The following is a 21,522-nucleotide window of genomic DNA, read 5'->3' on the forward strand; positions in this document are numbered from 1 at the left end:
CATCCGTTACACTGCCCCGGTCAAAAATCTGACCGGGAGTTGGGCATGAGTTGGGATCTGGCAACGCCATTCGTTATCGATCTGCAGGTAGTGGCCGAGGATATCGATGGCCTGGGGCACGCCAACAATGCGGTCTACGTGACTTGGCTGGAGCGTTGCGCCTGGCGTCATTCGCAACGACTCGGGCTGGATCTGGCCGAGTACCGTCGCCTGGATCGGGCGATGGCCGTGGTACGGCATGAGATCGACTACCTGGCCGCGGCTTACGAAGGGGATGAGTTGCAACTGGCCACCTGGATCGTCGATTGGGACCAGCGTCTGAAGATGACTCGACGTTTCCAGCTGGTCCGTCCGAGCGATGGCACTACCTTGTTGCGGGCCCAAACCACCTTTGTCTGCATCGAGCTGTCCAGCGGCAAGCCCAAGCGCATGCCCACCGAATTCCTTGAGGGCTACGGTCCGGCCCTGCAGGGCTCGTGATCACCTTTCCCTCTCCGTAGGAACTGGCTTGCCGGCGAAGACGTATTCATGGGGGGCGGCAGGGTCCATTCGCTGGCTAGCGCAACGTCCCCAGGCCGTTCCTACAAAACTCCTGTTGTCGGGTGAAACCCAGTAAACTGGCGGACGTTTTTTCGCCTGATTTTTCGTTGAGTGTGTTTCATGCAAATTGCCTTGGCGCCCATGGAGGGGTTGGTCGACAACATCCTGCGGGATGTATTGACTCGTGTTGGCGGGATCGACTGGTGTGTCACCGAGTTCATCCGCGTCAATGACCGTCTACTGACGCCTGCCTATTTCCACAAGCTCGCCCCCGAGTTACTGCAAGGCGCGCACACTGCTGCCGGCGTGCCTTTGCGCGTGCAGTTGCTGGGGTCCGATCCGGTGTGCCTGGCGGAAAATGCCGCGTTGGCCTGCGAGCTGGGCAGCGAGGTGATCGACCTGAACTTCGGTTGTCCGGCCAAGACCGTCAACAAGTCCCGGGGCGGGGCGGTGCTGCTTAAGGAGCCCGAACTGCTGAATCAGATTGTCGAGCATGTGCGGCGAGCAGTGCCCGCGCATATCCCGGTCACGGCAAAAATGCGCCTGGGTTTCGATAGTCCGGACGGTTCGCTGGTGTGCGCTACGGCGCTGGCCGAGGGCGGCGCGGAGCATATCGTGGTTCACGCACGGACCAAGGTCGATGGCTACAAGCCGCCGGCCCACTGGGAGTGGATTCCACGGGTGCAGGACGTGGTCAAGGTGCCGGTGTTCGCCAACGGCGATATCTGGAGCGTCGAGGATTGGCGGCGCTGTCGGGAGATCAGTGGCGTGGAGGACATCATGCTCGGTCGTGGGCTGGTCTCGCGTCCGGATCTGGCCCGGCAGATCGCTGCGGCTCGGGCGGGAGAGGAGGTGGTGGAAATGTCCTGGGCTGATCTGCAGCCCATGCTCCAGGACTTCTGGGCCCAGGTGGTGGTGCAACTGACACCCCGTTCGGCGCCGGGCCGTCTCAAGCAATGGCTGGCCATGCTGACCCGCAACTATCCGGAGGCAGTTGAGCTGTTTACCGCCCTGCGTCGGGAAACCGATCTGGATCAGGTGGGGCGGCTGTTGGGCATGCCCCACAGCGAGGCGGCGTAAAAAATTCAAAAAGCGCCTCTTGAAATGTCAGGGCCTATCCCTATCTCTTGGGTACGCGACGCCGAATTCGGGTCGCGGAGATAACCACTCGCTGACTATCAGGAGAAATACCCATGAGTACTGCATTTTCCTTGGCTCCACTGTTCCGTTCCTCTGTCGGCTTCGACCGTTTCAATGATCTGTTCGAGTCGGCACTGCGTAACGAACCGGGCAGCAGCTACCCACCCTACAACGTTGAGAAACACGCCGATGATGAGTACCGCATCGTCATCGCGGCCGCCGGCTTCCAGGAAGAAGACCTGGAGCTGCAAGTGGAAAAAGGCGTGTTGACCGTGAGCGGTGGCAAGCGTGACGCCAATGAAGGCGTTACCTACCTGCATCAGGGCATTGCCCAGCGGGCATTCAAGCTGTCCTTCCGTCTGGCCGACCATATCGAGGTCAAGGCGGCGGCCCTGAGCAACGGTCTGCTGAATATCGACCTGCTGCGGGTCGTGCCGGAAGAGGCCAAAGCCAAGCGCATCCCGATCAACGGTGCGCAGCAGCCGGCTCTGCAACACTAAGACCGCTGCAAAAAAAAGGGCGCCCTGGTGGCGCCCTTTTTTGTGGCCGTCACTTCAGCAGTTTCATGAACTCGCTCAAGGGCAGCGGCCGGCTGTGCAGGTAGCCCTGGTACAGGTGGCACTCCAGTCCCTGCAGAAACTCCAGTTGCTGCGGTGTTTCCACGCCTTCAGCGATCACCTTCAGGTTCAGGCTGCGAGCCATGGCAACGATAGCTCGGATGATTTCCGCATCGTTGGGGTCGTGGGTCGCATCGCGGACAAATGACTGATCTATCTTCAGGGTGTCTACCGGCAAGCGTTTGAGGTACGTCAGGGAGGAGTAGCCGGTGCCAAAGTCGTCCATGGCAAAACTGACACCGAGTTTTTTCAGTCGACGCATCTTGTTGATGGTGTCATCCAGATTCTGGATCACGATGCCTTCGGTGATCTCCAGCTTCAGCAATGATGAGGGCAGGGCATGGGCGCTCAGGCTGTGTTCGATTCTTTCGACAAAGTCGTTCTGGCGAAACTGTCGTGGGCTGATGTTGACGCACAGACTGAAGTGGTACGGGTCCACCAGGCCTTGTTCGATCAGTTGGCTGAAGGCCAGGCAGGCCTCATCGAGAATCCAGGTGCCCACTTCAAGGATCAGGCCGCTGTCCTCCAGTACCTTGATGAACTCCGTCGGTGATTGCGCCCCCAGCTCCGGGTGCTGCCAGCGCACCAGGGCCTCGGCGCCGACGATGCGGTTGTCGCGGGCATCCACCTGAGGCTGGAAGTGCACGCTGAATTCGCCGCGGGACAGGGCCAGACGCAGGTCGGTTTCCATGCGCAGGCGTTCGCTGGCGGCCTTTTGCATGGTGTTGTGGTACATCTGCGTGGTGTTGCGCCCGGAGTCCTTGGCACGGTAAAGGGCGATGTCGGCGCGCTTGAGCAGGTCGGTGGGGGTCGAACCGTGATCGGGAATCAGCGCCACACCGATGCTGGGGGTGACTTGCAGGCGCTGGCCGTCGAGGAACATCGGTTCCGAGAGCAGCTCGCGCAGGGTTCCCGCCAGTTGCCGAACTTGTTCGCTGACCTCGTTGCGCGAGCCTTCCAGGCCGCTGAGCAGTACCACGAACTCATCGCCGCCCAGGCGCGCGACGGTGTCTTCCATGCGCACGCTGGCTTCCAGTCTGGCGGTGATGATCTTCAGAACGGTATCGCCCACCGGGTGCCCCAGGGAGTCGTTGATGTGCTTGAAGTGGTCCAGGTCGAGGAACAGCAGGGCGCCCCGCAGGTTGTGGCGCTTGAGCAGAGCGATCTGCTGGCTCAGGCGGTCCATCAGCAGGGCGCGGTTGGGCAGGTTGGTCAAGGGATCGTGGTAGGCCAGGTGGCGGATCTGTGCCTGGGCATTCTTCAGCAGGCTGACGTCCCGGGCCGTGAGCAGCAGGCATGGGGTCTCATTGAGGATGATCGGCTCCACCGAGACCTCGAGGGTGAGGATTTCCCCGCGCTTGTTACGCCCGAGCATTTCCAGGTGATGCACCCGGCCCTTGAGCCTGAGCTCCGCCAGCAGCGTGGCGAGCTGGGCTTCTTCGGCCCAGATGCCGACCTGGTACATGGTGCGGCCGAGCACTTCATCGGTGCGGTAGCCGGTCAGGCGGCAGAAGCCGTCGTTGACCTCCAGGTAGCGGCCGGTGTCGCGCTCGGTGATGGTGATGGCGTCGGGGCTGGAGTGGAAGGCCTTGGCGAATTTCTCTTCGCTGGCCTTGAGAGCGGCCTCGGAACGCTGTTGCTGGGTGATGTCTCGCAGTGTGGTGACGATGCACGGCTGCTTGTCGACGGTAATCAGGCGGCTGGAAATGATGCAGGTCAGCGCCTGGCCGTTCTTGTGATTGACCACCACTGCCACGTTGTTCAGTGCCTGTTCGCGAATCACCTGTTCGATGCGCCGCAGGCGCGGGGCGGAGTCTTCCCAGAAGCCGATCTGCTCGGCGCTGCGGTTGATCACATCTTCCTGGGTCCAGCCGAAGGTCTGGGTGAAGCTTGAATTGATCTCGATGAACTGGCCGGTTTCCAGCAGGGTCAGGCAGATAGGGTCTGGGCTGACCTGGAACAGGCTGGCGAATTTCTCCTCGGAAGTGATCAGGCGCTGTTCGCGTTCCACCTGCTCGGTGATGTCCAGCAGCGTTCCGGCCATGCGCAGTGGACTGCCCTGCTCGTCGCGATAAAGGCGGGCGCGGCTCTCCAGGTAGCGCGAGCTGCCGTCCGCCAACTGCACCCGATAGGTCAGTTGGTAGTTGCCCGCAGGGCCTTCTCGCAGGCTGCGATAGGCATCGCGCATGCTGTCGCGTTCTTCAGTGGGTACACCCTCGAAAAAGGCTTCGAAGGATTCATGGAAGGGCGCGGGCTCCAGGCCGTGCAATTGCGCGGCACGGGCCGAGCCATAGAGCATGCCGCTGGGAATGTGCCAATCCCAGGTGCCCAGTTGCGCCGAGTCCAGGGCCAGGTCGAGGCGTTCCTGGCTGTCCTTGAGGGCTTGTTCGGCTCTTTTGCGTTCGCTGGTATCGAGAAAGGTGCTCAGCAGGTAGGGCTTGCCTTCCAGTTCGATTTTCTGCGCGCTGAGAATGCCGTCGTGGATCTGGCCATTGCTGGCGCGGAATTGGACTTCGAGGCTGGCGGCCTGGCCCTTTTTCTGTACGGCCTTGATCAGTTGGGCTCGCTGTTCGGGATTGACCCACAGACCGATCTCCAGGGTGGTGCGGCCTATCACGTGCTCGGCGGGCCAGCCGAACTGGCTTTCGAAGTATTGGTTGGCTTCGCTGATCAGGCCATCTTCCAGGCGGGTCAGCAGCACCATGTTGGGGCACAGGTGGAACAGGGTGGCGAAACGTTTTTCCGAACTGCTGAGGGCCTCCTCCCGCTGGCGTTGGTGGGTGATCTCGCGGATCACCCCGATCATTCGGGGCTTGCCGTGCTTGTCCGGCAGCACGCTGCCGTTGATCTCCAGCCAGTGCAGACTGCCATCGGGCCAGCGAATGCGGTGGTGCATGGCGTGTTCCAGGGGCGCCCCCGCCAGCACCGAGTGAAAAGCCCGCACGGTCCTGGCCCGGTCTTCGATGGGGAGCAGATCGAGGTATTCGAGGTTTTCCGGCAGGGGTTTGCGCGGATCGAAGCCGAACAGTGCCTGAGTGCCCCGGGACCAGCTGATCTGTCCGCTTTCAATATCCCAATACCAGGCTCCCAGTCGTGCGCCATTGAGGGCGGCGAGCAGCTGCGGCGCGCTTTCCCAGCTTTGTTCCGACTCCCGGGGGTCGACAGCATGGATGCGCGGCATGGGTGGAATACGGTCAGCGGGTTTTGGCATGGGTGTCAGGCCTTGAGCTGAGTCATTCGTTTGGCGCGGGATACTCATGACAGTGCGGCGTGGCACGGGCTATACCCGGAAAAGCTATGCCGGGTTCCCTGGCCAATCGACTTGTGCATCCAGTAAGGCCATGAAAGCCCGCGCAGCATTCGACAGCGTCCGTTCGGTATGCAGGATATAGCCTAGCTGGCGTCGCAGCTGTATGCCCGGTAAAGGAATGCGCGCCACTTGATCGTCGAGCATGGTGCGGGGCAGGACGCTCCAGGCCAGACCGATGGAAACCATCATCTTTATAGTTTCCAGGTAGTTAGTGCTCATGGCGATGTTCGGTGTCAGGCCCTGGGCTTCAAACAAGCGTTGGACAATATGGTGAGTAAAGGTATTGCCGCCGGGGAAAACCGCCGGGTGCAGGGCGATGTCCGCCAGGCTGACCTGGCCGTTGCTGACCAGCGGATGCTCCGGAGCTGCGACGAAGTCGAGGGGGTCGTCCCAGACCGCAGTCGCCTTGATCAGGCTGTGGGGCTCGGGCGCCAGGGTGATCACCGCCAGTTCGGCGCGGCCATGGAGAATTTCCTCATAAGCCACTTCGGAATCCAGAAACTGTATGTCCAGGGCCACCTGGGGGTAGCGTCGGGTAAAGGCCCGCAGCAGCGAGGGCAGGCGATGCAGACCAATGTGGTGGCTGGTGGCAAGGGTCAGGCGGCCGCTGACTTCTCCGGTGAGATTGGTCAGGGCGCGGCGGGTGTCGTCCAGCACGTTGATGATCTGGTAGGCCCGGGGCAGCAGCGCGCGTCCGGCTTCAGTCAGGCCGATCTCGCGGCCCAGGCGATCGAACAGCCGTACATTGAGTTGCTGCTCCAGCCCGGCGATACGCTTGCTGATGGCTGGCTGGGTCAGGTGCAGGCGTTCGCCGGCGCCGGAGAAGCTGCCGGTCTCGGCGATGGCGATAAAGGCGTTGAGATTGGCCAGGTCCATGATCGTATTCCAGTTGGTTATCCAAAGCATGAAAAATATGAATTTGAGTTATTTAATCTAACGCCATAGCATCAGCCTCACAAGCCAAGGGGTTATTGATCGGCCGACGATCAGGGCCCGGGGCATAGAAACAAGCTGATGAGGAATGGTCCGATGGCCGGCAAGACGCTCTACGACAAGCTCTGGGATTCGCATTTGGTCAAGCAGCGCGACGATGGTTCGGCGCTGATCTATATCGATCGTCACATCATCCATGAAGTGACCTCGCCGCAAGCGTTCGAAGGCCTGCGTCTGGCCGGGCGCAAGCCTTGGCGCATCGATGCCAACATCGCCACCCCGGACCACAACGTACCGACCACCCCTGAGCGCAAGGGTGGGATCGAAGCGATTGCCGATCAGGTCTCCCGTCTGCAGGTGCAGACCCTCGATGACAACTGTGACGAATACGGCATCGTCGAATTCAAGATGAACGACGTGCGCCAGGGCATCGTCCACGTGATCGGTCCGGAGCAGGGCGCGACCTTGCCGGGCATGACCGTGGTCTGCGGTGACTCCCACACCTCGACCCACGGCGCCTTTGGTGCCCTGGCCCATGGCATCGGCACTTCCGAGGTGGAGCACGTGCTCGCCACCCAGTGCCTGGTGGCCAAGAAGATGAAGAACATGCTGGTGCGCGTGGAAGGCACCTTGCCGTTTGGCGTGACCGCCAAGGACATCGTCCTTGCTGTGATCGGCAAGATCGGCACCGCCGGTGGCAACGGCCACGCCATCGAGTTCGCCGGCAGCGCGATTCGTGAACTGTCCGTTGAAGGCCGCATGACCATCTGCAACATGTCCATCGAAGCCGGTGCCCGTGTCGGGCTGGTGGCGGCGGATGAAAAGACCGTGGCCTACGTCAAGGGTCGTCCATTCGCCCCCAAGGGCGCTGAATGGGATCTGGCCGTCGAGGCCTGGAAAGACCTGGTGTCCGATGCCGATGCCCAGTTCGACACCGTGGTCGAGCTCGACGCCGCGCAGATCAAGCCGCAAGTCAGCTGGGGCACTTCGCCGGAAATGGTTTTGGCCGTGGATCAGAACGTGCCGGACCCAGCCAAGGAAATGGATCTGGTCAAGCGCGACTCCATCGTCCGTGCCTTGAAGTACATGGGTTTGAGCGCCAACCAGGCAATCACCGACATTCAATTGGATCGCGTGTTCATCGGTTCCTGCACCAACTCGCGGATCGAAGACTTGCGTGCCGCGGCGGTGATCGCCAAGGGCCGTAAAGTGGCCTCCACCATCAAGCAGGCGATCGTGGTCCCAGGTTCGGGGCTGGTGAAGGCCCAGGCCGAATCGGAAGGCCTGGACAAGATCTTCCTCGAAGCCGGTTTCGAATGGCGTGAGCCGGGCTGCTCGATGTGCCTGGCGATGAACCCGGATCGCCTGGAGTCCGGTGAGCATTGCGCGTCGACGTCGAACCGCAACTTCGAAGGGCGCCAGGGCGCTGGTGGGCGTACCCACCTGGTCAGCCCGGCCATGGCCGCCGCCGCCGCTGTCAGCGGTCGTTTCGTCGACGTCCGTGAATTGATCTAAGGAGCGCAGCATGAAAGCTTTCACCCAGCACAATGGTTTGGTCGCGCCTTTGGATCGTGCCAACGTAGACACCGACCAGATCATCCCCAAGCAGTTTCTCAAGTCGATCAAGCGCACCGGCTTCGGTCCGAACCTGTTCGATGAGTGGCGCTACCTCGACGTGGGCCAGCCTTACCAGGACAACTCCAAGCGTCCGTTGAACAAGGATTTCGTCCTCAACGCCGAGCGTTACCAAGGGGCCAGCGTGCTGCTGGCGCGGGAGAACTTCGGCTGCGGCTCGAGCCGTGAGCACGCGCCCTGGGCCCTGGAAGAGTACGGTTTCCGCAGCATCATCGCGCCGAGCTATGCCGACATCTTCTTCAACAACAGCTTCAAGAACGGTTTGTTGCCGATCATCTTGAGCGATGCTGAAGTCGACGAGCTGTTCCAGCAGGTCGAAACCACTCCGGGTTACCAGCTGCACATCGACCTCGAGGCACAGACCGTGACCCGTCCCGACGGCAAGGTACTGAAGTTCGAGATTGATGCATTCCGCAAACATTGCCTGCTCAATGGTCTCGACGACATCGGCCTGACCTTGCAGGACGGCGACGCCATTGCCGCCTTTGAAGCCAAGCATCGGGCCAGCCAGCCCTGGTTGTTCCGCGACGCCTGATCGCTTGATCGCCGGCAAGCCGGCTCCTACAGGTTTGTGTTGTAGGAGCAGGCTTGCCAGCGAACGCTGTTCCCCCAGATCAAAAGGACCACAGCATGACCAGCAACGCCCATAGCCAGGTGGTACAGAAGCAGTTCGGTGAGCAGGCCTCGGCCTACCTGAGCAGTGCCGTACACGCTCAAGGCGCCGAATTCGCGCTGCTACAAGCCGAAGTGGCGGGCCAGGGCCATGCCCGAGTCCTGGACCTGGGCTGCGGCGCCGGTCATGTCAGCTTCCACGTTGCGCCGCTGGTCAAGGAAGTGGTGGCCTACGACCTCTCCCAGCAGATGCTGGATGTAGTGTCGGCAGCCGCGCAGGAGCGTAATCTGCACAACGTCCGCACCGTTAAAGGTGCAGCCGAGCGCTTGCCGTTCGCCGACGGCGAGTTCGATTTCGTCTTCAGTCGTTACTCGGCTCACCATTGGAGCGATTTGGGCCTGGCCCTGAGAGAGGTGCGCCGGGTGCTGAAGCCCGGTGGCGTGGCGGCGTTCATTGATGTCTTGTCGCCGGGCAGTCCACTGCTGGACACTTACCTGCAAAGCGTCGAAGTGCTGCGTGATACCAGTCATGTCCGTGACTATTCGGCAGGGGAGTGGTTGCGCCAGGTCAGCGAGGCGGGGCTGCATACCCGCAGTACCGCTCGTCAGCGCCTGCGTCTGGAGTACAACTCCTGGGTCGAGCGCATGCGCACGCCAGAGGTGCTGCGGGTGGCGATTCGCGAGCTGCAGCAGGCGATGGGCAATGAAGTGCGCGAATATTTTGAGATTGAGGCCGATGGTTCGTTCAGTACAGATGTACTGGTGCTGTGGGCCGAGCGATAGAACTTTTCCGGGTGCGCCTGCGGGCGGGCCGACAGAGCAAATGAGGAACGCATGAGCAAGCAGATTCTGATTCTTCCAGGTGACGGTATTGGTCCGGAAATCATGGCCGAGGCGGTCAAGGTGCTGGAATTGGCCAATGACAAGTACAGCCTGGGCTTCGAGCTGAGTCACGACGTCATCGGTGGCGCTGCCATCGACAAGCACGGTGTGCCCCTGGCCGATGAGACCCTGGATCGTGCTCGTGCCGCCGATGCCGTGCTGCTGGGTGCGGTGGGTGGACCCAAGTGGGACAAGATCGAGCGTGACACCCGTCCTGAGCGCGGCTTGCTGAAGATTCGTGCGCAGCTGGGCCTGTTTGGCAACCTGCGCCCGGCGATCCTCTATCCGCAACTGGCCGATGCCTCGAGCCTGAAGCCGGAAATTGTCTCGGGCCTGGATATCCTCATCGTTCGCGAGTTGACCGGCGGCATCTACTTCGGCGCGCCTCGCGGCACCCGTGAGCTGGAAAATGGCGAGCGTCAGTCCTACGACACCTTGCCGTACAGCGAGAGTGAAATCCGCCGTATCGCCCGGGTCGGCTTTGACATGGCACGGGTACGTGGCAAGAAGCTCTGCTCGGTGGACAAGGCCAACGTCCTGGCTTCCAGCCAGCTGTGGCGCGAAGTGGTGGAGCAGGTGGCCCTGGACTACCCGGATGTCGAATTGAGCCACATGTATGTCGACAACGCTGCCATGCAGTTGGTGCGCGCCCCCAAACAGTTCGACGTGATCGTCACCGACAACATGTTCGGCGACATCCTCTCCGATGAGGCTTCGATGCTCACCGGTTCCATCGGCATGCTGCCGTCGGCTTCCCTGGATGCCAACAACAAGGGCATGTACGAGCCTTGCCACGGTTCGGCGCCGGACATCGCCGGCCAGGGTGTTGCCAACCCGCTGGCGACCATCCTCTCGGTGTCGATGATGCTGCGTTACAGCTTCAACCTGAACGACGCGGCGGATGCCATCGAGCAGGCGGTGAGCCGGGTGCTGGATCAAGGTTTGCGCACCGGTGACATCTGGTCGGCCGGTTGCACCAAAGTCGGTACGCAGGAAATGGGCGATGCAGTAGTCGCCGCGCTGCGGAATCTGTAATCTTTCGGGCCCACCGCACAGACGGTGGCCCACTTTTGTATAGGTGTAGTTGCGATGAAACGTGTAGGTCTGATCGGTTGGCGCGGTATGGTCGGTTCCGTGCTCATGCAGCGGATGCTTGAAGAGCAGGACTTCGATCTTATTGAACCGGTGTTTTTCACCACTTCCAATGTCGGTGGCCAGGGGCCGTCGGTGGGCAAGGACATTGCTCCGCTGAAGGACGCCTACAACATTGAAGAGTTGAAAACCCTCGACGTGATTCTGACCTGCCAGGGTGGCGACTACACCAGCGAAGTCTTCCCCAAGCTGCGTGAAGCTGGCTGGCAGGGTTACTGGATCGACGCCGCTTCCAGCCTGCGCATGCAGGATGATGCGGTGATCATCCTTGACCCGGTGAACCGCAAGGTCATCGACCAGCAACTGGATGCCGGGACCAAGAACTACATCGGTGGCAACTGCACCGTCAGCCTGATGCTGATGGGCCTGGGCGGCCTGTTCGAAGCCGGTCTGGTGGAGTGGATGAGCGCCATGACCTACCAGGCGGCCTCCGGCGCCGGCGCGCAGAACATGCGTGAGCTGATCAAGCAAATGGGCGCGACCCACGCGGCCGTCGCTGATGACCTGGCCAACCCGGCCAGCGCCATCCTCGACATCGACCGCAAAGTGGCCGAAGCCATGCGCAGCGATGCCTATCCGACCGAGAACTTCGGGGTGCCGCTGGCCGGCAGCCTGATCCCGTGGATCGACAAGGAACTGCCTAACGGCCAGAGCCGTGAAGAGTGGAAGGCTCAGGCCGAAACCAACAAGATACTCGGTCGCTTCAAGAGCCCGATCCCGGTGGATGGCATTTGCGTGCGTATCGGCGCCATGCGCTGCCACAGTCAGGCGCTGACCATCAAGCTCAACAAGGATGTGCCGATCGCCGATATCGAAGGGCTGATCAGCCAGCACAACCCCTGGGTCAAACTGGTGCCGAACCAGCGCGACATCAGCATGCAGGAGCTGAGTCCGACCAAGGTCACCGGCACCCTGAACATCCCGGTTGGCCGTCTGCGCAAGCTGAACATGGGCTCGCAGTTCCTTGGTGCCTTCACCGTGGGCGACCAGTTGTTGTGGGGTGCAGCCGAACCGCTGCGCCGCATGCTGCGGATCTTGCTGGAACGTTGATTCTCTGAACGTTTGAAAAGGCCCGTCCCTTGCACAAGGCGCGGGCTTTTTCATGCCCATGCAGGTGCCGGCTTGCCCGCGAAGAATGCTGCCGCCCAACCACGACTTCCCCCCTGCGAATTGCCTCGTCACCCCGTGCCGGGTAAAGTGCCGCTCCCCCCGTTCCGCCTGAGGTAGCACCATGACCCCGTCCTTTGATATTGCCGTGATCGGCGCCACCGGCACGGTTGGCGAAACCCTGGTGCAGATTCTCGAAGAACGTGATTTTCCCGTTGCTAACCTGCACCTGCTGGCCAGCAGCGAGTCGGCCGGTCACTCGGTGCCGTTTCGCGGCAAGAACGTCCGTGTGCGGGAAGTCGACGAGTTCGACTTCAGCAAGGTCCAGCTGGCGTTTTTCGCCGCGGGCCCGGCGGTGACCCTGAGCTTCGCTCCCCGTGCCACAGCGGCCAATTGTGCAGTGATCGATCTCTCCGGTGCCTTGCCGTCGGCCCAGGCGCCCAATGTGGTGCCTGAGGCCAATGCCCGGGTACTGGTCGGCCTGAAGAAGCCCGTGCAACTGAGCAGCCCCAGCGCGTCGGCCACGGCGCTGGCAGTGGCGCTGGCGCCGTTAAAGGACTTGCTGGATATCCAGCGGGTTAACCTGACTGCCAGCCTGGCGATTTCCAGCCAGGGACGTGAGGCCGTCAGCGAGCTGGCTCGGCAAACTGCCGAACTGCTCAATGTACGTCCGTTGGAGCCGCGTTTCTTCGACCGCCAAGTAGCCTTCAATCTGCTGGCTCAGGTCGGTACGCCGGATGCCCAGGGACACACCCTGTTGGAAAAGCGTCTGGTGAGAGAGTTGCGGGAAGTGCTGGGGCAGCCTTTATTAAAGATTTCTGTCACTTGCATTCAAGCGCCGGTGTTTTTTGGCGATAGCTATAGCGTGACTTTGCAGTCAGGTGCCGACGTCGACCTGGCCGCGGTGAATGCGGCATTGGAGTCGGCTCCCGGCCTGGAACTGGTAGACGCCGGTGATTATCCCACTGCCGTGGGTGACGCCGTGGGCCAGGACGTAGTCTATGTGGGGCGGGTTCGTGGTGGTGTCGATGATCCGGCGGAATTGAATCTGTGGCTGACCTCGGACAACGTCCGTAAAGGTGCGGCCTTGAACGCTGTGCAGCTGGCTGAATTGTTGATAAAAGACCTGCTGTAAAAGATACTTGGCAACAATTTGCAGAATGAATCTAGCTGGGCGCTATGCTTGGCAAGTTGCTGGAGGTGAGTGGCCGTCAGGTGCTCCCGGGGCATGCAGTAAATAATCCCGCGTGGCGGTCGTTCATGATCCCGCGCAGTGCCTTATGGCAGCCGCTACAAAACCTTCTCGCTGGCCGAGGAATGTTCAAACAAAGGATGAGGCTATGGTTCAAGTTCGCAAACTGGTGTTAGCAATAGCGGCCGCCTCGGCGCTGTCCTCCGGTATGGCGCAGGCGCTTGGGCTCGGGGAGCTGACCCTGAAGTCGAGTCTGAACCAGCCTCTGGTAGCAGAAATCGAATTGCTCGATATCAAGGACCTTACTGCTGCGGAAGTGGTGCCCAGCCTGGCCCCGGCAGAAGAGTTCGCCAAGGCCGGTGTTGATCGCCAGGCCTTCCTCAATGACCTGAGTTTTACTCCAGTTCTCAATCCTGGCGGCAAGAGTGTGCTGCGGGTGACCTCGAGCCAGCCGTTGTCTGAGCCGATGGTCAAGTTCCTGGTGCAGGTGATGTGGCCCAACGGTCGTCTGCTGCGTGATTACAGCGTGCTGCTGGACCCGTCGAAGTTTTCCCCGCAAGCCGCTGCTGCTGCCCAGGCTGCGCCGGTCAGTGGCCCGGCGGTGAATGCCCCGGTCACTCGCGCCAACAAGGCCAGTAAACCTGCGCAGTACACCACTTCGGCCCGTGACACGCTGTGGGAGATCGCTGCCAGGAATCGCAATGGCGCATCGATTCAGCAGACCATGCTGGCAATCCAGGCCTTGAACCCGGATGCCTTCATCGATGGCAACATCAACCGGTTGAAGACCGGCAGGGTTCTGCGCCTGCCTGACGTGGTGCAGAGCACCGCGTTGCCGCAGCCCAAGGCCATTGCCGAAGTTGCCGCGCAGAATGCCGCCTGGCGTCAGGGGCGTCGCGCCGGTGCCCGAGGCCAGCAACAGGTGGATGCGACTCGTCGTGCAGGGGCCGACAAGGCGCCCAAGCAGGTCAACACCAAGGACAACCTGAGCCTGGTTTCTGCGGAGAACGGCAAGGCTCGCGGCAAGGGCGCCGCGGGTGACAGCAAGGCCCTGAACAACAAGCTGGCGGTGACTCAGGAAAGCCTGGACGCAACCCGCCGCGACAATGCCGAACTCAAAGAGCGCATGGCGGATCTGCAGAGCCAACTGGACAAGTTGCAGCGCCTGATCGAATTGAAGAACAACCAGTTGGCCAAACTGCAGGCTGAAGGCGCGGCCCCTGTCGCTCCGTCAGCGCCGGCGATGCCTGCTGAGCTGGTGGCCAAGCCTGAGGTTCCTGCGGCGACGCCAGTGGTTCCGGCGGTCCCGGTCAGTGAGCCGGCTGCCAGTCCGGCTCCGGATGTGCCAGCGGCCCAGGCTGACGAAGATAAATATGGTGATCTGCTGACCAATCCAATCCTCCTCGGGCTGGTCGGCGGCGGTGCGATAGTGGCTGTGTTGCTGCTGTTGCTGTTGCTGGCACGTCGTCGCAAGGCTCAGCAAGAAGCGGAAAAGCATCTGCGCATGGCTCGGGCGTTGTCCGAGGAAAATAGCGATTTCGCCGAGGAGCTGGACCTTCCTGAAGGTAGCTTCGAAGGTCTTGAAGTCCCTCCGCCAAGCGTCAAGCTCGCTCCAGCTCCAGCTCCAGCTCCAGCTCCAGAACCGGCTCCGTTGGTGACGCCAGTTCCGGCGGCGCCGGTTGAGCGAGCCACCGATGTGCTGGGGCAGGCGCAGAACCATATCGACGGAGGCCGCCTGAACCAGGCAGCGGCCATTCTTGAAGAGGCAGTCAAGCTCGAGCCGCAGCGCAGTGATCTGCGCCTCAAGCTGATGGAGGTCTATGCGCATCAGGGTGATCGCAGCGCCTTTGTCGCTCAGGAGCGGCAGCTGGTAGCCAATGGCGATAACCACGCTCAGGTCGAACAGCTCAAGAGTCGTTTCCCGGCGATGGTGGCGGTGGCGGCGACAGCGGGTCTGGCTGCGGCGGCAGCGGCTGCGGAGCTGGATGCCCAGTACGTTAAAGAGCTGCTGCTGGATGAACCTCAGCCCGCTGAGCCTGCAGCGCCTGTGGAAGGCCTGGATGCGGATTTCGATCTGAGTCTGGATGACCTGGAGGCTGCCTCGCCAGCGGTGGTGGCGGCCGAACCTGAGGTTGAGCTGGAGGAGTTCCCTCTGGACGACGACCTGAGCTTCGGCTCGGTTCTTGAGCAGCAGACTGCGGCCCAGGAAAGCCTGGATGATCTGGGGGATTTCGACCTGGATCTCGGAGCGGACCTGCCGACGGCGACCCAGAGTGATGACGACTTCCTGTTGAGTCTGGAAGACGATCTCAAGGATCTGCCGGCCGGCGATGTGCCTACCGTCACCGAGTCGACCCTGGATGATCTGGATCTGTCGGCAGATTTCGATTTGTCCCTGGCTGATGAGATGGATGCGGCGGCGGAGCCCAAGGACGCCTTTGCCTCCGAGCTGGATGATGTCAACGCCGAGCTGGATCGTCTGGCCCAGAGCCTGGATCAGCCGGAGCCGGAAACGCCAAGCTTCACGGCTGAAGATGCTGCGGCGGCACCTGAGGAGGCGGATTTCGACTTCCTTTCCGGCAGCGATGAAGTGGCCACCAAGCTGGACCTGGCCCAGGCCTATATCGATATGGGTGACAACGACGGCGCGCGGGACATCCTGGGCGAAGTGCTCAGCGAGGGTAGCGAAGGGCAGAAGAGCGAAGCGCAGGAAATGCTCGCACGACTGGCCTGAAGCGGCCCGATGCTTGAGCAGAACGGCAGCCGATAAGGCTGCCGTTTTTGTTTGTGGCACTTTTGGCGGTCATTCAGACCAGCAGGTCTTCGTAAAAGGCGCCAAAGGGGCGGGTAGGGTGGGCGATCTGGATTTCCAGGATCCACAGGCCCACTTGTGGACAGTCGGAGAAGTCCCCCAAGTCTCCGGCGCGATAGATCGCGTGGGGGAAGTCGCTGACCCGATGTCCCTTGATCTCCAGATTGAGCACCCAGCCCACTGCGCGGGCCTGCTCTTCGGCGTAGCGGTACAGCTCGGGGCCGGCCACTCGATGGGTTTTCCAGTGATCGTGCACCTGATCGAACAGGCTCTTGGCGGCAGCGGCGCAGGCGTGCATTTCCTCGTCGCGACCTACGACGAAAGTCGCTCCGCAATCGCCTTCGTGGCGATCCCAGACGACTCCGAGGTCAATGAAGAACAGGTCGTTTTCCTCCAGTTGAGGATCGCCGTCGGAGCGTTGCTTGAAGGTCTTCAGGGTGTTGGCGCCAAAACGAATCAGCAGTGGGTGCCATATACGGTCCATGCCCAAGTCCTGCAGTACTTCGAGGCCCATCTCCCTGGCGGCGGATTCGTGCATGCCGGGCTTGATCCGTCGGGCTATTTGCGCAATGGCCTCCCAGGTCATGCGCTTGGCGTGGAGCATGCCTTCCAGGCTGTAGGCCAGGCCTACGGCTTCTTTGTTGATTGCGATCATTCATCGGCTCTCGGTCAGGGTGTTGGGTTCTCTATCGTTATGTAGATTGCTATATAGCGGCGACCTGAGGGTTGATGCAATCGTTGTCGATGGGAATCAATCTGCAACTAAACCGCGGCAGCGCATGGCGTCTGCCCCCAGCAGCCTTATAATGAGCGCCTTTGCGCATATCAGCAGGCTGTAAGTTCTTGGCAAATATAGATAACCCGGCTGCCGAAATGGCGGCCGCAGGCTTTTCCCGCATCGCTCTGGGTGTTGAATACAAAGGTTCGCGCTATCGCGGTTGGCAGCGTCAGGCTTCTGGTGTGCCCAGCGTCCAGGAAACCCTGGAGAAGGCCTTGTCCAGGGTCGCGGACTCTCCCGTGGTGGTGGCCTGTGCGGGGCGTACCGATGCCGGCGTGCATGCCTGTGGTCAGGTGGTGCATTTCGATACTCAGGCCGTGCGTTCGATGAAGGCTTGGGTCATGGGGGCCAATATCAACCTGCCTCACGACATCAGTGTCAGTTGGGCCCAGGAGATGCCGGCGCATTTTCATGCTCGGTTCAAGGCCATCGCCCGGCGCTATCGCTATGTGATCTACAACGATCAGATCCGTCCGGCCCATCTCAATGAGGAGGTCACTTGGAATCACCGGCCGCTGGATATCGAACGGATGGCTCAGGCTGCCGCGTTTCTGGTGGGCACCCATGATTTCAGTGCGTTCAGGGCCGGCCAGTGTCAGGCCAAGTCACCAATCAAGGAGATTCACCACCTGCGGGTCACCCGGCACGGCAAGATGATTGTCCTGGATATTCGCGCCAGTGCGTTCCTGCATCACATGGTGCGCAATATTGCCGGGGTCTTGATGACCATCGGTGCGGGCGAACGGCCGGTTGAGTGGGCGCGGGAAGTGCTGGAGAGCCGGATTCGCCGCACGGGTGGGGTCACCGCCCATCCTTTCGGCCTGTATCTGGTGCAGGTGGAATACAAGGATGAGTTCCAGTTGCCGGAGCGATACATCGGGCCACATTTCCTCACCGGTTGGTCTGAACTTGACGGCTGACGCCCGGAAAAGCATTTGCTACCATCCGGAACTTTCCGAATTTGCCCCCGAGGTTCAAACGACATGTCAGCTGTTCGCAGCAAGATTTGCGGGATTACCCGCATAGAAGATGCGTTGGCAGCGGTGGCGGCGGGGGCCGATGCCATCGGTCTGGTGTTCTATGCCAAGAGTCCGCGGGCGGTCAGTGTGCAGCAAGCGCGGGCGATCATCGCCGCCTTGCCGCCGTTCGTGACCACGGTCGGGCTGTTCGTCAACGCCAGTCGCTGCGAGTTGGGGGAAATCCTCGATGCTGTGCCGCTGGACCTGCTGCAGTTTCACGGCGATGAGTCGGCGGCGGATTGCGAGGGTTATCACCGTCCCTATATCAAGGCGCTGCGAGTCAAAGCCGGGGATGACATTGCCGCGGTCTGCCAGGCTTATCCGCGTGCCAGCGGGATTCTGCTGGATACCTATGTCGAGGGGGTGCCGGGGGGAACTGGCGAGGCTTTTGACTGGTCCCTGGTTCCTCAGGGGCTGAGCAAGCCGATCATTCTGGCCGGTGGGCTGTCAGCGCAGAACGTCGCCGAGGCCATCGCTCGGGTTCGTCCCTATGCGGTGGATGTCAGTGGCGGTGTGGAACAGAGCAAGGGCATCAAGGATTCGGCAAAGATTCAGGCATTTATGCAGGCAGTGCGTCGCAGCAACGAGTCGATGTGACGGCTGGCAGTCTGCCGCCGTCCATAACACCACTGTACAAAACAGGCAGGCGCCGCCTTCAGGCGGGGTCGGAATCGAGTGGCAACCGCTCTATCGCGGGTTGTCGAGATGGCTGAGGAGCATTTCGTTGCAGGCAGGTCGAGCCCGGTGCTGACCGCGGTAGCGAAGTGATCATCGCCGCACACATGAATTTAGCTCAAGGGCATACGCGGGGTTGCGAACCAGAGCGTTCGGGCCGCCGGTACTGGAGAAAGAAAGCATGAGCAACTGGTTAGTAGACAAACTGATCCCTTCGATCATGCGTTCCGAGGTGAAGAAAAGCTCGGTGCCTGAAGGTCTTTGGCATAAGTGCCCGTCCTGCGAGGCGGTGCTTTATCGGCCGGAGCTGGAAAAGACCCTGGATGTTTGCCCCAAGTGCAATCACCACATGCGCATCGGTGCTCGCGCCCGTATCGACATCTTCCTCGACGCCGAAGGCCGTGCCGAACTGGGCGCTGACCTGGAGCCGGTTGACCGTCTGAAGTTCCGTGACGGCAAGAAGTACAAGGACCGCCTGACAGCGGCGCAGAAGCAGACGGGCGAGAAGGACGCTCTGATTTCCATGAGTGGCACCCTGCTGGGCATGCCGGTCGTGGTTTCGGCCTTTGAGTTCTCCTTCATGGGCGGGTCCATGGGCGCCATCGTTGGCGAGCGTTTCGTCCGCGCGGCCAACTACGCCCTGGAAAATCGCTGCCCAATGATCTGCTTCTCCGCCTCCGGTGGTGCGCGGATGCAGGAGGCACTGATCTCCCTGATGCAGATGGCCAAGACCTCCGCCGTGCTGGCGCGTCTGCGTGAAGAAGGCATTCCATTCATCTCCGTGCTGACCGATCCGGTCTACGGTGGTGTTTCCGCCAGTCTGGCGATGTTGGGTGATGTGATCGTCGCTGAGCCTAAAGCTCTGGTGGGCTTCGCTGGTCCGCGAGTGATCGAGCAGACTGTGCGGGAAAAACTGCCGGAAGGTTTCCAGCGCAGTGAGTTCCTCCTGGAGCACGGTGCCATCGACATGATCATCTCCCGTCAGGAGTTGCGTCCACGTCTGGGTAACCTGCTGGCCCAGCTGATGGGGCTGCCGACGCCGGAGTTCGTGGCTGCTCCCGTTGAGCCGATCGTGGTTCCGCCGGCTCCAGCAAACCTATGACCCAGCGTACCCTGGGCGATTGGCTCGCCTACCTTGAGCAGTTGCATCCTTCGGCCATCGATATGGGATTGGAGCGCTCGCAGCAGGTAGTGGCCCGGATGGGGCTGGGCAAGCCGGCGCCTCGGGTGATCACGGTCACCGGTACCAACGGCAAGGGATCTACCTGTGCCTTTGTCGCTTCCCTGTTGCGGGCCCAGGGCCTGCAGGTAGGGGTCTACAGCTCGCCGCATCTGCTGCGTTACAACGAACGGGTGCAGATCAACGGTCTTGAGGCCACTGATCAGCAACTGTGCGAGGCCTTCGCTGCGGTGGAGGCGGGGCGTGGTGGTGTCTCCCTGACCTATTTCGAGATGGGCACCCTGGCGGCGTTCTGGCTGTTCCAGCGTGCGGCCCTGGATGCAGTCGTCCTGGAAGTGGGGCTGGGTGGGCGTCTGGATGCGGTCAATCTGGTGGATGCCGACCTGGCATTGGTCACCAGCATTGGTGTCGATCACATCGAGTACCTGGGAGATTCCCGGGAGTCCGTGGCTTTCGAGAAGGCTGGAATCTTCCGTGCCGGCGCGCCGGCGTTGTGTGGTGACCTGAATCCGCCGCAGCCATTGCTGGACAAGGCGCGGGAGCTGGGTTGTCCGCTTTTCCTTCGGGGGCGAGATTTCGACCTTGGGCTCACCGAAGAATATTGGCAATGGCGCGGTCTGGATGCCGGGGGCAATCAGGTCGAGCTGCGGGATCTGCCGCTGCTCGATCTGCCCATGGAAAACGCGGCATTGGCCTTGCAGGCCTACCTGCTTACCGGGTTGCCCTGGCAGCCTGAGCTGATCGGTGCCGCTCTGCAGATGACACGGGTGACCGGTCGTCTGGATCGTCGGCAGATCGAATGGCAGGGCAAGCGTCTGAACCTGCTGCTGGATGTGGGGCACAATCCCCATGCCGCGCAGTATCTGGCTGAGCGCCTGGCGCGTCGACCCGTAGCAGGCAAGCGCTTGGCGGTCTTTGGCCTGCTGGCGGACAAGGATCTGTCAGGGGTGGTCGGCAGTTTGCAGTCCTCGGTCCAGCACTGGGCGGTAGCCCCCCTGGATTCGCCTCGGGCGCGTCCAGTGGAAGATCTGCAGGCCGCCTTGGAGAACCTTGGTGCTTCGGTAGCGTCTTATGCCAGTGTCGCTGCGGCGTTGGATGCGCAATGTGCACAAGCGACCGCAGATGACGAAATTCTGCTGTTCGGATCTTTTTATTGTGTTGCCGAGGCGCTTGAGTGGCTCGCCCGGCGCTCCACGGAGGAAGCTGCACATGGCAATGCTGGATAAGGTCTACAAGCAGCGAATGGTTGGAGCGCTGGTGTTGGTGGCTTTGGCGGTGATCTTTCTGCCGATGCTGTTCTCGCGAGAGGATGAGCAGCGCCACGTAACGGTTGAGGCGCCGCCAGCGCCACAGGCCTCGGCCATGCCTCAGGTTCAGGTTGAACCGGTGGTTGTGCCTGAGCCCCAGGTGTTGCCTCAGGAGTCGGTTCCTGTCGAGGAGCCCGTGGTCCAGCAGGTTGCACCGTCGATGCCGATTGCTCCGAGTACGCCAGCGGTTGCACCGGCACCTGTAGTGGCTAGCAAGCCTGCGCCAAAGCCTGCTCCTGTGCCGGCCCCGGCCCCGGCCCAGCCGATTGTCGCTACCAAGCCTGATACCAGTCAGAGTCGGGTCGATGCCAATGGTCTGTCCATCAGTTGGTCGGTGCAGTTGGCCAGCCTGTCGAGCCGTGAAAGTGCGGAAAACCTGCAGAAAACCCTGCGCAGCCAAGGCTATAACGCTTATATCCGTTCCGCTGAAGGTAAGAATCGGGTATTTGTCGGGCCGTTGATCGAGCGTGCCGAGGCCGACCGTCTGCGTGACCTGTTGGGTCGTCAGCACAACCTCAAGGGGTTTGTGGTGCGCTTTCAGCCGGAGCGTGGCTGAGGCTATCTGGTTGATTTCAAAAGCACAGTGAATCGCAGCTTACCGACAGCCAAGCGCTCTGTTAAAATGCGCCGC

General features: G+C 61.3%; 18 protein-coding genes. 15 read left to right on the forward strand and 3 right to left on the reverse strand.

Annotated elements, in window-relative coordinates; genetic code table 11:
- Window positions 1-45: 45 nt before the first annotated feature.
- From ACSSVC_RS14375 to ACSSVC_RS14385, 3 genes are all read left to right on the forward strand, one after another.
- Window positions 46-480 (forward strand): acyl-CoA thioesterase, encoded by a 435-nt coding sequence (locus tag ACSSVC_RS14375; RefSeq protein WP_346631706.1) that lies wholly within the window; start codon window positions 46-48, stop codon window positions 478-480.
- 180 nt (window positions 481-660) lie between these two features.
- Window positions 661-1,620, forward strand: a complete 960-nt coding sequence (locus tag ACSSVC_RS14380; protein WP_346631705.1) for a tRNA dihydrouridine synthase — start codon at window positions 661-663, stop codon at window positions 1,618-1,620.
- A gap of 113 nt (window positions 1,621-1,733) precedes the next feature.
- Entirely contained in the window at window positions 1,734-2,180 is a 447-nt protein-coding gene (locus ACSSVC_RS14385; RefSeq protein WP_346631704.1) for an Hsp20 family protein, read from the forward strand.
- 49 nt (window positions 2,181-2,229) lie between these two features.
- Here ACSSVC_RS14385 and ACSSVC_RS14390 read toward each other — a convergent pair whose 3' ends face one another.
- Together ACSSVC_RS14390 and ACSSVC_RS14395 are read right to left on the reverse strand one after the other, a co-directional pair.
- Window positions 2,230-5,508 carry an EAL domain-containing protein gene (locus ACSSVC_RS14390; RefSeq protein ID WP_492612434.1) on the reverse strand — a complete coding sequence of 1,093 codons (3,279 nt, stop codon included), beginning with the start codon at window positions 5,506-5,508 and terminating at the stop codon, window positions 2,230-2,232.
- Between the two features lie 84 nt (window positions 5,509-5,592).
- Window positions 5,593-6,483, reverse strand: coding sequence for a LysR family transcriptional regulator (locus ACSSVC_RS14395; protein WP_346631702.1), 891 nt, complete (start codon window positions 6,481-6,483; stop codon window positions 5,593-5,595).
- Between the two features lie 153 nt (window positions 6,484-6,636).
- On the opposite strand from ACSSVC_RS14395, the gene leuC reads away from it, so the two are divergent.
- From leuC to ACSSVC_RS14430, 7 genes are all read left to right on the forward strand, one after another.
- Complete coding sequence (leuC, locus tag ACSSVC_RS14400) at window positions 6,637-8,055, forward strand: 3-isopropylmalate dehydratase large subunit (protein WP_446440533.1); 1,419 nt, start codon at window positions 6,637-6,639, stop codon at window positions 8,053-8,055.
- 10 nt (window positions 8,056-8,065) lie between these two features.
- On the forward strand, window positions 8,066-8,710 hold the full coding sequence (leuD, locus tag ACSSVC_RS14405; RefSeq protein WP_346631701.1) for a 3-isopropylmalate dehydratase small subunit: 645 nt from the start codon (window positions 8,066-8,068) through the stop codon (window positions 8,708-8,710).
- Window positions 8,711-8,805: 95 nt separating this feature from the next.
- On the forward strand, window positions 8,806-9,570 hold the full coding sequence (locus ACSSVC_RS14410) for a class I SAM-dependent methyltransferase (RefSeq protein WP_346631700.1): 765 nt from the start codon (window positions 8,806-8,808) through the stop codon (window positions 9,568-9,570).
- Window positions 9,571-9,621: 51 nt separating this feature from the next.
- Entirely contained in the window at window positions 9,622-10,704 is a 1,083-nt protein-coding gene (gene leuB / locus ACSSVC_RS14415) for a 3-isopropylmalate dehydrogenase (RefSeq protein WP_102863665.1), read from the forward strand.
- 54 nt (window positions 10,705-10,758) lie between these two features.
- Complete coding sequence (gene asd, locus ACSSVC_RS14420; RefSeq protein WP_102863663.1) at window positions 10,759-11,871, forward strand: aspartate-semialdehyde dehydrogenase; 1,113 nt, start codon at window positions 10,759-10,761, stop codon at window positions 11,869-11,871.
- A gap of 181 nt (window positions 11,872-12,052) precedes the next feature.
- Window positions 12,053-13,063 carry an aspartate-semialdehyde dehydrogenase gene (locus ACSSVC_RS14425; protein ID WP_346631699.1) on the forward strand — a complete coding sequence of 337 codons (1,011 nt, stop codon included), beginning with the start codon at window positions 12,053-12,055 and terminating at the stop codon, window positions 13,061-13,063.
- 205 nt (window positions 13,064-13,268) lie between these two features.
- Window positions 13,269-15,854, forward strand: a complete 2,586-nt coding sequence (locus tag ACSSVC_RS14430) for a motility hub landmark protein FimV (protein ID WP_492612435.1) — start codon at window positions 13,269-13,271, stop codon at window positions 15,852-15,854.
- 73 nt (window positions 15,855-15,927) lie between these two features.
- Here ACSSVC_RS14430 and ACSSVC_RS14435 read toward each other — a convergent pair whose 3' ends face one another.
- The gene (locus ACSSVC_RS14435) at window positions 15,928-16,587 is read right to left on the reverse strand and encodes a M24 family metallopeptidase (protein ID WP_492612436.1); all 660 of its coding nucleotides are present in this window, start codon (window positions 16,585-16,587) and stop codon (window positions 15,928-15,930) included.
- Window positions 16,588-16,805: 218 nt separating this feature from the next.
- Here ACSSVC_RS14435 and truA point away from each other — a divergent pair, with 218 nt between their 5' ends.
- The 5 genes from truA (at window position 16,806) to ACSSVC_RS14460 (ending at window position 21,447) form a co-directional block, all read left to right on the forward strand.
- Window positions 16,806-17,630 (forward strand): tRNA pseudouridine(38-40) synthase TruA, encoded by an 825-nt coding sequence (gene truA, locus ACSSVC_RS14440; protein WP_346632067.1) that lies wholly within the window; start codon window positions 16,806-16,808, stop codon window positions 17,628-17,630.
- A gap of 63 nt (window positions 17,631-17,693) precedes the next feature.
- Entirely contained in the window at window positions 17,694-18,326 is a 633-nt protein-coding gene (locus tag ACSSVC_RS14445) for a phosphoribosylanthranilate isomerase (protein WP_346631696.1), read from the forward strand.
- Between the two features lie 259 nt (window positions 18,327-18,585).
- Window positions 18,586-19,506: an acetyl-CoA carboxylase, carboxyltransferase subunit beta gene (gene accD / locus ACSSVC_RS14450; protein ID WP_019094939.1), complete on the forward strand. Its 921-nt coding sequence runs from the start codon at window positions 18,586-18,588 to the stop codon at window positions 19,504-19,506.
- A complete protein-coding gene (gene folC, locus ACSSVC_RS14455) occupies window positions 19,503-20,810 on the forward strand; it encodes a bifunctional tetrahydrofolate synthase/dihydrofolate synthase (protein WP_346631695.1) in 1,308 nt (435 codons plus the stop codon). Before accD ends, folC begins: the two co-directional genes overlap by 4 nt.
- Window positions 20,794-21,447 (forward strand): SPOR domain-containing protein, encoded by a 654-nt coding sequence (locus tag ACSSVC_RS14460; RefSeq protein WP_346631694.1) that lies wholly within the window; start codon window positions 20,794-20,796, stop codon window positions 21,445-21,447. The genes folC and ACSSVC_RS14460 overlap by 17 nt, the downstream gene beginning before the upstream one ends.
- Window positions 21,448-21,522: the final 75 nt, after the last annotated feature.

The organism is Pseudomonas sp. E1BtOHC1, assembly GCF_058744285.1.

Coding starts and splice junctions, on each gene's coding strand:
- ACSSVC_RS14395 (WP_346631702.1), bottom strand. CDS start 6,483: ATGGACCTGGCCAATCTCAACGCCTTTATCGCCATCGCCGAGACCGGC.
- leuC (WP_446440533.1), top strand. CDS start 6,637: ATGGCCGGCAAGACGCTCTACGACAAGCTCTGGGATTCGCATTTGGTC.
- asd (WP_102863663.1), top strand. CDS start 10,759: ATGAAACGTGTAGGTCTGATCGGTTGGCGCGGTATGGTCGGTTCCGTG.
- ACSSVC_RS14410 (WP_346631700.1), top strand. CDS start 8,806: ATGACCAGCAACGCCCATAGCCAGGTGGTACAGAAGCAGTTCGGTGAG.
- ACSSVC_RS14445 (WP_346631696.1), top strand. CDS start 17,694: ATGTCAGCTGTTCGCAGCAAGATTTGCGGGATTACCCGCATAGAAGAT.
- leuB (WP_102863665.1), top strand. CDS start 9,622: ATGAGCAAGCAGATTCTGATTCTTCCAGGTGACGGTATTGGTCCGGAA.
- ACSSVC_RS14375 (WP_346631706.1), top strand. CDS start 46: ATGAGTTGGGATCTGGCAACGCCATTCGTTATCGATCTGCAGGTAGTG.
- accD (WP_019094939.1), top strand. CDS start 18,586: ATGAGCAACTGGTTAGTAGACAAACTGATCCCTTCGATCATGCGTTCC.
- folC (WP_346631695.1), top strand. CDS start 19,503: ATGACCCAGCGTACCCTGGGCGATTGGCTCGCCTACCTTGAGCAGTTG.
- ACSSVC_RS14390 (WP_492612434.1), bottom strand. CDS start 5,508: ATGCCAAAACCCGCTGACCGTATTCCACCCATGCCGCGCATCCATGCT.
- ACSSVC_RS14460 (WP_346631694.1), top strand. CDS start 20,794: ATGGCAATGCTGGATAAGGTCTACAAGCAGCGAATGGTTGGAGCGCTG.
- ACSSVC_RS14380 (WP_346631705.1), top strand. CDS start 661: ATGCAAATTGCCTTGGCGCCCATGGAGGGGTTGGTCGACAACATCCTG.
- truA (WP_346632067.1), top strand. CDS start 16,806: ATGGCGGCCGCAGGCTTTTCCCGCATCGCTCTGGGTGTTGAATACAAA.
- ACSSVC_RS14430 (WP_492612435.1), top strand. CDS start 13,269: ATGGTTCAAGTTCGCAAACTGGTGTTAGCAATAGCGGCCGCCTCGGCG.
- ACSSVC_RS14385 (WP_346631704.1), top strand. CDS start 1,734: ATGAGTACTGCATTTTCCTTGGCTCCACTGTTCCGTTCCTCTGTCGGC.
- ACSSVC_RS14435 (WP_492612436.1), bottom strand. CDS start 16,587: ATGATCGCAATCAACAAAGAAGCCGTAGGCCTGGCCTACAGCCTGGAA.
- ACSSVC_RS14425 (WP_346631699.1), top strand. CDS start 12,053: ATGACCCCGTCCTTTGATATTGCCGTGATCGGCGCCACCGGCACGGTT.
- leuD (WP_346631701.1), top strand. CDS start 8,066: ATGAAAGCTTTCACCCAGCACAATGGTTTGGTCGCGCCTTTGGATCGT.